The organism is Streptomyces sp. NPDC049887, assembly GCF_040656535.1.
GTDB lineage: Bacteria > Actinomycetota > Actinomycetes > Streptomycetales > Streptomycetaceae > Streptomyces.
Genome location: NZ_JBFAMM010000024.1, coordinates 23359 through 35625, shown reverse-complemented (window position 1 = coordinate 35625; position 12267 = coordinate 23359). Strand labels below are relative to the sequence as shown.

Annotated in this window: 12 protein-coding genes; all 12 read right to left on the bottom strand. The window is 72.8% G+C overall.

The features are described 5' to 3' along the window. Window positions 1–205: 205 nt before the first annotated feature. The 12 genes from hypE to AB0J10_RS25610 all read right to left on the bottom strand — a co-directional run bounded on the left by hypE (window position 206) and on the right by AB0J10_RS25610 (window position 12242). On the bottom strand, window positions 206–1273 hold the full coding sequence (gene hypE, locus AB0J10_RS25665; RefSeq protein WP_363064815.1) for a hydrogenase expression/formation protein HypE: 1068 nt from the start codon (window positions 1271–1273) through the stop codon (window positions 206–208). After that, window positions 1266–2399, bottom strand: a complete 1134-nt coding sequence (gene hypD, locus AB0J10_RS25660; RefSeq protein ID WP_363064814.1) for a hydrogenase formation protein HypD — start codon at window positions 2397–2399, stop codon at window positions 1266–1268. Before hypD ends, hypE begins: the two co-directional genes overlap by 8 nt. Next, window positions 2396–2689 (bottom strand): HypC/HybG/HupF family hydrogenase formation chaperone, encoded by a 294-nt coding sequence (locus AB0J10_RS25655; protein ID WP_363064813.1) that lies wholly within the window; start codon window positions 2687–2689, stop codon window positions 2396–2398. Before AB0J10_RS25655 ends, hypD begins: the two co-directional genes overlap by 4 nt. Window positions 2690–2725: 36 nt before the next feature. After that, entirely contained in the window at window positions 2726–5185 is a 2460-nt protein-coding gene (hypF, locus tag AB0J10_RS25650; protein ID WP_363064812.1) for a carbamoyltransferase HypF, read from the bottom strand. Continuing rightward, window positions 5182–5877: a hydrogenase nickel incorporation protein HypB gene (gene hypB / locus AB0J10_RS25645; RefSeq protein ID WP_363064811.1), complete on the bottom strand. Its 696-nt coding sequence runs from the start codon at window positions 5875–5877 to the stop codon at window positions 5182–5184. The genes hypF and hypB overlap by 4 nt, the downstream gene beginning before the upstream one ends. A gap of 3 nt (window positions 5878–5880) precedes the next feature. Then, entirely contained in the window at window positions 5881–6273 is a 393-nt protein-coding gene (hypA, locus tag AB0J10_RS25640; RefSeq protein ID WP_363064810.1) for a hydrogenase maturation nickel metallochaperone HypA, read from the bottom strand. A 352-nt stretch (window positions 6274–6625) separates the two neighbouring features. Next, window positions 6626–7171, bottom strand: a complete 546-nt coding sequence (locus AB0J10_RS25635; RefSeq protein ID WP_363064809.1) for a hydrogenase maturation protease — start codon at window positions 7169–7171, stop codon at window positions 6626–6628. Further along, a complete protein-coding gene (locus AB0J10_RS25630) occupies window positions 7168–8583 on the bottom strand; it encodes a hypothetical protein (protein ID WP_363064808.1) in 1416 nt (471 codons plus the stop codon). Before AB0J10_RS25630 ends, AB0J10_RS25635 begins: the two co-directional genes overlap by 4 nt. Beyond that, window positions 8580–9221, bottom strand: a complete 642-nt coding sequence (locus AB0J10_RS25625) for a DUF6084 family protein (RefSeq protein WP_363064807.1) — start codon at window positions 9219–9221, stop codon at window positions 8580–8582. The genes AB0J10_RS25630 and AB0J10_RS25625 overlap by 4 nt, the downstream gene beginning before the upstream one ends. Then, window positions 9218–9883, bottom strand: coding sequence for a DUF5947 family protein (locus AB0J10_RS25620; RefSeq protein ID WP_363064806.1), 666 nt, complete (start codon window positions 9881–9883; stop codon window positions 9218–9220). The genes AB0J10_RS25625 and AB0J10_RS25620 overlap by 4 nt, the downstream gene beginning before the upstream one ends. After that, on the bottom strand, window positions 9880–10467 hold the full coding sequence (locus AB0J10_RS25615; RefSeq protein ID WP_363064805.1) for a hypothetical protein: 588 nt from the start codon (window positions 10465–10467) through the stop codon (window positions 9880–9882). Before AB0J10_RS25615 ends, AB0J10_RS25620 begins: the two co-directional genes overlap by 4 nt. Beyond that, complete coding sequence (locus AB0J10_RS25610) at window positions 10464–12242, bottom strand: nickel-dependent hydrogenase large subunit (protein ID WP_363064804.1); 1779 nt, start codon at window positions 12240–12242, stop codon at window positions 10464–10466. The genes AB0J10_RS25615 and AB0J10_RS25610 overlap by 4 nt, the downstream gene beginning before the upstream one ends. Window positions 12243–12267: the final 25 nt, after the last annotated feature.

Below are 12267 nucleotides of genomic sequence, written 5' to 3'. Positions count from 1 at the left end.
CCGCGTCCCTCCGGAAGGGGGAGCGGCTCCGGCGCGTCGGGATCCCAAGGGCGAGGCGGGCCACCCCCTCGCCCTCGGGATCCCCTGGCCCGCGGGGAGGAGAGTGCCCGCACGGGGGGGCGGCATCACGGGCCCGGCTACGCAGCCCACGCCCCCACGAGGGGGCCGTGCGTGCCGGGCCGCCGCGGCGGCCGGTCGCCCGTCGTCAGCAGATGCGGGGCAGCTGCTCGCCGAGCGGCAGATCCACGACGCGCGTGCCTCCCAGCCCCGTACGGGCGACCACCATCCCGGGGTGGCTCTCGACCGCCTCGCCGATCACCGCCGCCTCCCTGCCGAGCGGATGCGCGCGCATGGCCGCAAGTACGGCGTCGGCGTGCTCACGGGGCACGAACGCGACCAGCTTCCCCTCGTTGGCGACGTACATCGGATCCAGGCCGAGCACGGCGCAGGCGTTGGCCACGGGGGCCGGGACGGGAACGGACCGCTCCTGGACGACGACGCCCGTGCCGGACGCCGACGCGATCTCGTTGAGCGCGGCGGCCAGTCCCCCGCGGGTCGGGTCGCGCAGGACGTGCAGATCCCCCGTGACGGCGAGCATCGCCTCGACGAGACCGGCGAGGGCCGCACAGTCGCTCTCGATCTCGACCCCGAACTCCAGCCCCTCGCGCACGCTCATGACGGCCACGCCGTGGACGCCGATCGGACCGCTCACGATCACCACGTCACCGGGCACCACGCGCTGCGGCCGCAGGTCGACGCCCCGCGGGATCAGGCCGATGCCGGAGGTGTTGATGAATACGCCGTCGCCGTGGCCCGCTTCGACGACCTTGGTGTCGCCGGTCACCACCTCCACGCCCGCGGTTCGGGCCGCCTCGCCGAGCGCCTCGGCCACCCGTCGCACGACCTCGGTCTCGACGCCCTCCTCGAGGATGAACCCGCAGGACAGGAACGCGGGCCGGGCACCGCTCATGGCGAGGTCGTTGACGGTGCCGTTGACGGCGAGGTCCCCGATGCTCCCACCGGGGAAGAACAGCGGGCGCACCACGAAGGAGTCGGTCGAGAACGCCAGCCGCGCGCCGCCCAGTTCGACCGTCGCGGAGTCCCCCATGGCGGACAGCGCGGGTCCGCCGTAGGCGGGGGCGAACACCTCGCGAACCAGTTCGGCGGAGAGGGCCCCGCCGCCGCCGTGGCCCATCACCACCCGGGACCGGTCGCGATGCGGCAGCGGGCACGTCCACGCGAGGACGTCCGGGGCTTCGGTGGTCTCAGACAACGGGACTGCCCTCCGGGGAACGCGTGACGGCGGCCGGCAGGTCGAGCCGCCGGTAGAGGTAGTAGGCCGCGCAGGCGCCCTCGCTGGAGACCATGGTGGCGCCGAGCGGGGTGCGCGGCGTGCAGACGGTGCCGAACGCCTCGCACTCGTGGGGTTTCAGCAGGCCCTGCAGGACCTCGCCGCTGCGACAGGCGGCCGGTTCGCGGGTGTCGATGCCGGTGACCTGGAAACGGTGCTCCGCGTCGTACTCCCGGTACCGGGACGACAGGCGCCACCCGCTGTCCGGGATGACGCCGATACCGCGCCAGGCGCGGTCGGTGACCTCGAAGACGTCGGCGAGCATCGCGCGGGCCGCGGGGTTCCCCTCCGGCCGGACCGCCCGCGGGTAGGCGTTGTCCACGGTGTGTTCGCCGCGCTCCAGTTGCAGGACGGTCCGCCGTACGCCCTCGAGGATGTCCAGCGGCTCGAAACCCGTGACGACGATGGGGACCCGGTAGCGCTCGGCGAGGCCGGGGTACTCGTCGGTGCCCATCACGCTGCACACGTGTCCGGCCGCGAGGAATGCCTGGACACGGCAGTTCGGGGACCGCATGATCGCCTCGATCGCGGGCGGCACCCGCACATGGGACACCAGCAGGCTGAAGTTCGGGATTCCGAGTCTGCGGGCCTGATACACCGTCATCGCGTTGGGGGGCGCGGTGGTCTCGAAGCCGATGCCGAAGAACACGACCTCCCGGTCCGGGTTCTGCCGGGCGACGCGGAGCGCGTCGAGCGGCGAGTACACCACCCGGACGTCACCGCCCTCGCCGCGCACCTGGAACAGATCGCGTCCGGTGCCCGGCACCCGGAGCATGTCGCCGAAGGAACAGAAGATCACCCCGGGGCGGGACGCGATCTCCAGGGCCTTGTCGATGACCTCCAGCGGGGTGACGCAGACGGGGCAGCCGGGGCCGTGGATCAGCTCGACCTCGTCCGGGAGGAGCTGGTCGATGCCGTGCCGGATGATGGTGTGGGTCTGGCCCCCGCACACCTCCATCAGCGCCCACGGCCGCGTCACGGCGGCGCGGATCTCGTCGAGCAGGCGCTCGGCCAGGGCCGGGTCCTGGAACTCCTCGATGTACTTCATCGCCGGGCCTCCTCGAGGGAGTCGCCGGACCCGTCGGGCCCGTCCGGGTCGCCGAACTCCTCCTGGAGCAGCCCGAGGTTCTCGAACAGCTCCAGGGTCCGCCGCGCCGACTCCTCGTCCAGCCGCTGCAGGGCGAATCCCACGTGGACGATGGCGTATTCACCGACCCTCAGATCGGGCAGGTACTCCAGGCACACCTCCTTGACCACCCCGCCGAAGTCGACGTTGGCCATGCGGGTGCCGTCCCGGTCCTCGATGTCCAGCACCCTGCCGGGTACCGCCAGGCACATGCGTCTCTCCTCGCTGTTGTACTGTCTGCCGCCGCGTCATCCGGTGTCTCCCGCGGCATGGGCGGCCACGACGAGCTGGCCGAGTGCCAGCCCTCCGTCGTTCGGCGGGATCCGGTGGTGGCGCAGTACGGTGAAACCGTCCTCCCGCAGCCCGGCCGCGCACGCCGAGGAGAGCACCGCGTTGGCGAACACTCCCCCGGTCAGCGCCACGGTCTCCATCCCGTGCCGCTCCCGGGCCGTGGCGCAGATCCTGCGGACGAGTGCGGCGACCGCGCCGTGGAAGCGCCCCGCGATCACGGACGCCGGTGTGCCGGCGCGCACGTCGGCGACGACCGCGGCCAGGACGGGTGCGGGGTCGGCGGTCATCGCGGCGGCGGGACCCCGGCCCGCCGGACGCAGCCCGAACGCGTAGGGCTCACCGCACACGCCGCCCGCCAGGACCGCGGCCGCTTCGAGTTCGATCGCGGCCTGGGCCTCGTACCCCGCCATGTGGCACACGCCCGCGAGGGAGGAGACCGCGTCGAAGAGCCGGCCCATGCTGGAGGTCGGGACGCAGTTGAGGCCACGCTCCAACTGCCGGCGCAACAGCGGTAGCTCCTGCTCCGGGCAGGCGACGGTGCACGGCAGGTCGCCGCTCCAGCCGATACCGGCCGCGCGCAGATGGGCGAGTGCCATGCGGTAGGGGCGCCGCACGGCCGCGTCGCCGCCGGGGAGCGGGACGTAGCCGAGGTGGGCGTAGCGGTGGAAGCCGTCGTAGTCGGCGAGCAGGACCTCGCCGCCCCACACGGCGCCGTCGTCCCCGTAGCCGGTTCCGTCGAAGGCGACGCCGATCACGGGGCGGCTGCCGTCGAGGCCGTGCTCGGCCATGGCGGAGGCGATGTGCGCGTGGTGGTGCTGGACGTGCACGACGGGCCGGCCCCCGGCGTTGTGCCGGGCCCACCGGGCGGAGCGGTAGCCGGGATGACGGTCGGCGGCGTACAGCTGCGGCCGCACCCCCGTGATCTCCTCCAGTTGCTCCTCCGCGCAGGCGAAGGCGTGCTGGGTGGCGAGGTCGTCCATGTCGCCGATGTGCGCCGACAGCCAGGCTCTGCGGTCGCTGCCCAGGCAGAACGTGTTCTTGAGGTCTCCGCCGACCGCGAGCAGTGGCGGGACCGGCAGCGGCAGGGTGACCGGCAGCGGGGCGTGCCCCCGGGAGCGGCGCAGGGTGAGGAGTTCCCCGTCGCAGACGCGCACCACCGAGTCGTCGCAGGGGACGTGGATGGGCCGGTCGTGCAGCAGCCATGCGTCCGCCAGGTCCGCCAGCCGTTCCAGCGCCTCCTCGTCGTCGGTGACGATCGGTTCCCCGGCCAGGTTCCCGCTGGTCATGACGAGCAGCCGGGGGCCGGTGCGTTCCTCTCCGGGAAGACCGAGCAGCAGCTGGTGCAGGGGGGTGTACGGCAGCATCACACCGAGGTCGGGGCTGCCCGGGGCCACCCCCTCCACCGGCCGCGGGGCTCCGGGCGGGGCGTCGGCGGGAGGTACGCGGCGGCGCACGAGGACGATCGGCCGGACCGGGCCGGTGAGCAGCTCACGCTCCTCGGCACCGAGGTGGACCAGGTGCTCGATGTCCTCGACGTCCCTGGCCATGAGCGCGAACGGCTTGTCGCCGCGGGCCTTGCGACGGCGCAGCAGCGCCACGGCTCCCTTGTTGCCGGCGTCGCAGGCGAGGTGGTAGCCGCCGAGGCCCTTGACGGCGAGGATCGCCCCGTCCGACAGCAGTTCGCGGGCCTCCCGCAGCGGGTCGGCGACGACGGGCCCGCCGAGGCTGCGGTCGTTGGGGTCCGGAGCGACCACGTGCCGTGGACGGAGGCCGGGGGCGGCGGGGGCCACGATCATCCGCAGCCGCGGTCCGCAGGAGGGGCAGGCCACGGGCTGCGCGTGGAAGCGCCGGTCGCCCGGGTCGGTGTACTCCCGGGCGCAGTCGGCGCACATGGGGAAGCCCGCCATCGTCGTGTGTTCGCGGTCGTAGGGCAGGCCCGTGACGATGGTGAAGCGCGGGCCGCAGTGCGTACAGGTGATGAAGGGGTGCCGGTGGCGGCGGTCGGCCGGGTCGGCGAGTTCACGCAGGCAGTCCGCGCAGGTGGCGGTGTCCGGGGAGACCAGGGTGCGCACGGGCCCGTCCCTGTCCGAGGCGACGATGCGGAACTGGCTGCCCCCGGTGACTGGGACCTCCCTGTCGTGGACCGACTCGACGAGTGCGAGGGGCGGGGCCTCCTCGGCGATCCTGGCGCAGAAGCGGGCCACCGCGACCGGGGCCCCCTCCACCTCGGCGACGACTCCGTCACCGGTGTTCGTCACATGGCCCGTCAGTTCCAGCTCCGTGGCGAGTTTGTGGAGGAACGGACGGAAGCCGACCCCCTGCACCACGCCCCGCACGGTGACCCGACGCCGCTGGGCGGACGCGGGGCCGACGGGCCCGGTCCGGGATGCGGCCGGGCCCGGCGCGGAGGTGGTCACGCCCGGGCCTGTGCCATCACCGGCATGTGGACCGCGGTGCCGTCCGCCGCCGCCAGCGCCCGGTCGAGGAGCGCTCCCGTCCCGGCGCCGGTACGGGCGGAGGTGAGGACCACGTCCACGCCCGGGTTGACCTGCTCGACGTTGGCGCGGAAGGCGGCCTCGTCGAAACCGACGGCCTCCGCGATGTCGGTCTTGGTGATGATCACGAGGTGGGCGAGGCCGAAGGCCGTGGGGTACTTCAGCGGCTTGTCCTCGCCCTCGGTGACGGAGGCCAGCACCACCCTGAGTGCCTCGCCGAGGTCGTACGAGGCGGGGCAGACCAGGTTGCCGACGTTCTCGACGAAGACCAGCCGGGTGTCCTCGGCCAGCCAGCCGTGGAGGTGCCCGGCGAGCATGTCCGCTTCGAGGTGGCAGAGCCCGTCGGTGAGCACCTGCTTGACGGGCAGTCCGGAACGGGCGAGGCGTACGGCGTCGTTCTCGGTGGCCAGATCGGCCGTGAGGGCCGCGGCCGTGACGCCCCGTTCCCGGGCCAGCAGGAGTTCGGCCTCGAGCAGGGCCGTCTTGCCGCTGCCGGGGCTGGACAGCACGTTCACGACGGTCGTCCCGCGCGCGGCCAGCTCCCTGCGCAGGACGCCGGCGGTCGCGTCGTTCTTGGCGAGCACCGCCTGCTGCAGATCGACAACACGGCACATGGGTCAGCCCTCCTCGGAGATCGGTTCGCGAACCCGGGGGTCCGCGGGGTCGTCTCGCCACTCCACGGCGGCGATCCGCAGTTCGCGGCCGGAGACCAGGTCCGCGGCGGCCCGGTCGCACACCGGGCAGGTCAGCCGCGGCGGCATGCCCACCGCCCACTCGTCGCCGCACGGGGCGCAGCGGGCGAGACCGGGCACGGTCTCGGTGACGAGTTCTGCTCCCTCGACGAGGGTGCCCGCACAGGCCAGTTGGAAGGAGAAGGCGAGCGCGTCGGGGACGACTCCGGCCAGCTCGCCGATCCGCAGGCGCACGGTGCGCACCGCGGAGGCGCCGTGCGAGCGTGCCGCCTCCTCGACCTGGTCGACGACGGCGAGCGCGATGGACATCTCGTGCATCGGTCTCCGTCCTGCGCGGCGGTGGCCCGTTGTGCCCGGGGACGGGCGTGGCCGTGCCCATTACAGGGGCGCCCGCCGGGCCGCTCCGACCGGCGCGCCGAGGGTGCCCGGTCGCGTCCGCCGTTCGGTGCAGCGGCCGCGGGACGGCACTCGCGCGGGTCGTACCGAGCGACCCGGGGACCGCCCCCGTGGGGGCGGTCCCCGTGGCACTGCACGCTGGTCGGATCCCGCGAGTCAGGCGGTGCGGGTCACATCCTGCGGATGCGCAGATAGCGCCTGATGTCCGGGAGGAGTCCCTTGACGAGCGCGACGACCGCGGTGGCGGCGGCCGCGCCGCCGATGACCTTCTTGTTCATGGGTGTGCTCCTCGGGTGAGACCGGTCGGTGCCGGGGCTGTCTGGTGCACCAGGTCCGTGATCATGCGAACGGCTCCCGGTACGGCGGCGGCGACCTGCGGGCTGAGTCCGATCCCCTCCTCGACACAGGCGGGTTCGCAACCGACGACGAGGACGCGGCCCGGCGCCGCGGCGCCGGTACCGGCACAGAGCGTGTCCAGCAGGGCAAGTACGGCGTCGGGGGACATCCGGTGGCCGTCGAGGGCGACGGCGTCCGTGGGGGCGACGGCACCGCCGCCGGGTTCCGGCTCGATGAGGTAGAGCGTTCCCGGCTCGCCGCCGCGGGCCGTCGCGTCGACCAGGACGAGGGCGTCGTACCCGTCCAGCAGCTGGTAGGCGAGGTGGACGCCGCGGATGCCGATGTCGGCGAGCTCGACGTGGGCCGGCAGCGGTTGCCCGGCCAGCGCGCGCACGGTCTCGACGCCGAAGCCGTCGTCGCCGAGGAAGATGTTGCCGACGCCGGCGACGAGGGTCCGGGGGCGGTCCTGCGCGGGGGCGTTCACACGGTCTCCAGGGGCTCGACCTCGTCGGGCTGGAAGTAGAGGAACCGGCCCTGTTCGCGGCGGATGTCGGCGCCGGGGTCGCCCTCGACGGTGACCGCGATGTGCACACCGCCGTCCACATCGTGCAGCACGGCCTCGACCAGCGCGGTGCGGCCGTGCAGGAAGAGGTCCTGCGCGTCGCTGTGGCGCCGGCCGGGCCGCAGCACGACCCGGCTTCCCGCGCCGACGGGGACGCCGTCCACCGTCACCCGGTCGTGCCCGGGGTCGACGCTCGTGTCGCCGCCCGGGTCCCACCAGGGGGTGTCGGGTCGGGCGGTGCCGTGACCGTCGGCGAAGGGGTCCTCGTGCGGCGCGGGGCCGGTGACCTCCCGCAGGCTGCGCACGGCGCCGTGAAGCCGTTCCAGGACCTCCGCGGGCATGGTGTCGGCCAGCTCGATGACCGCGGCGGCCCGCTCGTCTGTGCCCCTGGCCTCACGCTTCTCCTCGTCCGTGAGGGCCGCGGTGCGCAGGGCGAGGATCTCGTCGATCTCGGTGGCGTCGTAGAGGGCACCGGGACTCTCCGGTGCGATGGCCGCATGGTCCTCGAGGATGATCGGCGACGACAGCACCAGGTCCGTCCGGCCGGGCTCGCCCGCGAGCACGGGCCAGGTGTGGAGGTTCCGGCACGCCGCGACGGCTCCCTTCGCCCACTCCGGCGGGTCGGTCATGGACAGGAACGAACCGCGGTCGAGGCAGAGCAGCAGATGGCTGGCGACGAGCGAGTACGGCAGGGCCGCGTCGCGATCACCGCCGGGCTGCGGCATCCAGTCGCCCGTGTTCTCCACGACGGCCGTGAGCCGCATCGCCCGGTAGGGGCCTTCGAGTTCGGCGGCGGAGAGCCGCACCACGCCGGTGATCTCCTCACGGCGGCGCAGGAGACGGCCGACGGTGCGCCCCTCCCGGTCCAGGACCGGTTCGGTCTCCTCCCGGGAGGGCCGGGCGAAGGGGACGGCGACGCCCTCACCCGCCAGCTCGGCGACGGGCACGGTCAGTTCGACGCGTTCCTCGACACCCTCGTCCCAGGGGACCAGGACCCGGTCCTCCAGGTCGAGTTCGCGGACCGTCTCGAAGCCGCCGTCCATGGTGGCCCGCTGGACGGTGCGCCGCTGGGCGTGGAGGAAGCGGACCTCCACCGCGAGGGCCGCACCGGCCCGGGGCTCCATCAGGCACTCGGTGCGCTGGAAGTCGTGCTCCTCGCAGCGGGCGCTCCAGGCGGGCGGCACGAGCACCCCGAACTGCCAGCGCAGCCGGTTCTTGGCCGCCGAGGCCCGGTACGGGTAGAGGACGTAGCCCTCGAAGAGGACCGCGTCGGCGACGTGACGCGCGGCGGCGAGCCGGGACACGGTCTCGGGCGTGAAGACGGCGGTGGTCACGGGGCCGACCTCCCGCCGGACGCGTCGAGCAGGGCTTCGACCGTGGACTCCCAGGAGGGCAGGGCGCGCCGCGAACGGAAGGCGAGGAGCCCGTCCATGGTCTCGCGCGGCAGACGGATCCAGCCGCAGCCCGGGAAGTGCTGGTCGACCATCTCCTGCCAGACCTTCACGGGCATCCGGAACGCGGCCTCCCGGTCCCACGGCACCGGTTCGACGTGGAACCCGCCGGAGCCGGTGAAGGCGGTGCCGGAGAAGAGCAGCAGCAGCGGCACCTCGCCCTCGGACAGGGCGTGGGCGTAGCGGGTCGCGGCCACGTCCATGTCGTAGGTGCACGGCACGGGCAGATCGGTCTCGGTCTCGCCGGTGAAGCCGGGCACCATGTGGGAGACCTGCGCGAACTGCAGCGGATGCATCGAGGTGCCCCAGCGTGAACGCTCGCCGAACAGGTCTTTCAGGCCCTCGGCCTCGGAGTCGGCGTAGCCGCGCCGGGCCGGTTCGATGCGCAACTGGCAGCGCAGGGCGAGGGCGTGGACGCGGGTCCCGGGCGACGCGGTGACGCGCAGCCGGAAGACGAGCGTCGGGCCGGCGGCGTACGGATCGGCCCGTACGTCCGTGCAGTGGAAGGTGAATTCGGTCATGTCCGGCTCCCCCGGAGCGGTGTGGCCCGCTGTCGTACGCGGTCGAAGAAGGCGTCGAGCTCGGCGCGGGCCCGGGGACCGCCGTCGAAACCGTGCCAGGTGAGCCGCATCCGGCCAACGAGTTCGTAGGCGGCGTCGACCGGGACCAGATGGCACTCGGTGCGGCCGCCGGAGCGGCGCAGCAGCAGTGCCTCCACGTCGGGTTCGAGCATGCCGGCCAGTTCGGTCGCGGCCAGCACCGTCTCCCAGGACGACGGTTCCGGCTCGCTCTCGGTGGCGCCCGCCGGGCTCGGGTAGAGCGCGACGGGCCGTCCGAGCGCGGAGTTGTGGAAGAAGAAGGCGACGCCCACCGGGATCCGCAGCAGGTCCCAGGTCGTGTCGTCGACGCGGTGTCCGGGGTCGGTGAGATGGCGCGCGGGCACGGCCCGGAATCGGCCCTGGGACGAGCCGGGCCGGTGGAGGAGCTGGGTGCACGGACCGCAGGCACAGGCCAGGGCCCGCTTCTCGGTGTCCACCAGATGCCGGTGACTCGCGTCCGGGAGCGCGGCACCGCACAGTTCGCAGCGCTCCTCGCGGGGTGGCCGGGGCGCCGTGAACCGGCGCAGTCCGCGCGGCCCCGGGGCGGGCCGCTGCCGCCCCGGACCCGTCGGGACCGCGCTCACGTCGCCGTGGCCGGCGTCCGGCCCGCGGCGGAACCACCGCCGGGCGGCCCTGCGCCGATCTGCAGGAGAGCCGGTTCGCGGGTGACGGGGTGGAGTTCCACGGCCGTCACCTCGGGCGCGAAGCAGGCGAGTGCCTCGACGGCCGCCTGCCGCGCGACTTCCTGGGTGCTCGGGCAGCCGCATCCGGTGGAGCCGGTGAGGCGGAGCCGCAGAACGCCGGTGCTTTCGTCGTACCCGGCCGATTCGAGGGAGTGCCGCACCCCGCGCAGCGCACGTGCGATCCGCGTGGGCACGTCCTCGGGGTGCAGGTCGTGCAGGACCAGCAGGCTGCTGACGAGTTCGTCGCCGAGCAGCCCGTCGAGCGGGGCGGGGGGACGCCCTTCGCCGGCCTCGTCGCCGCCGGGGCGGGCGAGCAGTTCGACGGTCCTGGCCAGTGCGGCGCCGTAGAAGTCCATGAGGACCCGGACGAGTTCCTCGGCGGCGGTGCACGCCTGCTCGTCGCCTCCGGCGGCCAGCCGGTCGAGGATCTCCTCGACCCGCCTGCCCGCCCGCTCGGCGCTGACCGTGCCGGTGACCGGGCTCATCCGGCGAGGCCGCTCAGTCCGGTGGGCACGTGCATCGACTTCACGGTCCGGCCGTCGCCGACGTACATGTGGACGCCGCACGGCAGACACGGGTCGAAGCTGCGGACGGCCCGCATGATGTCGATGCCCTTGAAGTTCTCCGGGGAGTTCTCCTCGAAGATGGGCGTGTTCTGCACGGCGTCCTCGTACGGGCCGGGGGTGCCGTAGGTGTCGCGGGTACTCGCGTTCCACGGGGTCGGCGGGTAGGGGTGGTAGTTGGCGATCTTGCCGTCCCGGATGACCATGTGGTGGGAGAGGACGCCCCTGACGGCCTCGGTGAAACCGACTCCGATGGACTCGTCGGGGACGTCGAACTTCTCCCAGGTCTGGCTGCGACCGGCGCGGACCTCCTCGAGGCCCTTCTCGGCGAAGTGCAGCGCGACGGCGGCGGAGTAGGCCTGGAAGTAGGTGCGGGCGCGGTTGCGCTCCAGCGCGTTGCTCCACTGCGGGATCTTCCACTCGAAGGTGGTCTCCGGCTTGGTGAGCGAGCGCGGCAGGTTGATGACGACGCTGTGTCCGGTGGCCTTGACGTAGCCGATGTCGACGAGGCCGGAGAGCGCGGTGGACCACAGCCTGGCGATGGGGCCGCCGCCGGTGTCGAGGGGCAGGTACTCCTTGCCGTCGTACCAGCGCGGGGACATGACCCAGCTGTACTTGTCGCCGAAGTCCCGCTTCTGGGGGGCGGGGATGGTGTGCTGGTTCCACGGGTGGCGCGGGTCGACGGGGTTGCCGAGCGGGTCGTGGGTGACGAACTGCTCCTGGCCCTCCCAGTCCTCGTAGTACGAGCTGCCGAGCAGGATCCGGATGCCGAGGTTGATCTGCGTGAGGTCGTTGGTGACCAGCTTGCCGTCCACGACGACACCGGGGGTGACGAACATCTTCCGTCCCCAGTCGGTCATGTTGGCGTAGGTGAAGTCGCAGTACTCGGGGTCGTTCAGGGCGCCCCAGCAGCCGAGCAGCACCCGGCGGCGGCCGACCTCCTCGTAGCCGGGCAGGGCTTCGTAGAAGAAGTCGAACAGGTCGTCGTGGAGCGGGACGACGCGCTTCATGAACTCCACGTAGCGCATGAGGCGGGACATGTAGTCCGTGAAGAGCTGGACGGAGGCGACCGTGCCGACACCGCCCGGGTAGAGCGTGGAGGGGTGCACATGGCGGCCCTCCATCAGGCAGAACATCTCCCGGGTGTAGCGGCTGACCTGGAGGGCCTCGCGGTAGAACTCGCCCTCGAGCGGGTTCAGCGAGGTCATGATGTCGGCGATCGTGCGGTAGCCGTGCTCGGCGGCGTGCGGGGCCTCGGTGCGCTGCGCCATCTCCCAGACGCCCGGGTTGGTCTCGCGGACCATCTTCTCGCAGTAGTCGACCCCGACCAGGTTCTCCTGGAAGATGTTGTGGTCGAACATGTACTCGGCCGACTCGCCGAGGTTGATGATCCATTCGCCGAGGTGCGGCGGCTTCACCCCGTACGCCATGTTCTGCGTGTAGACGGAGCACGTGGCGTGGTTGTCACCGCAGATGCCGCAGATGCGGCTGGTGATGAAGTGCGCGTCGCGCGGGTCCTTGCCGCGCATGAAGACGCTGTAGCCGCGGAAGACCGACGAGGTGCTGTAGCACTCGGCGACCCGCTTCTGCTTGAAGTCGATCTTGGTGTGGATGCCGAGACTGCCCACGATCCGGGTGATCGGATCCCAGGACATCTCCACCAGGCCGTCGCCGGCCGCTTGTGTCTTCGGTGCCATCGTGTGTGCGGTGCCCTTCTTCACG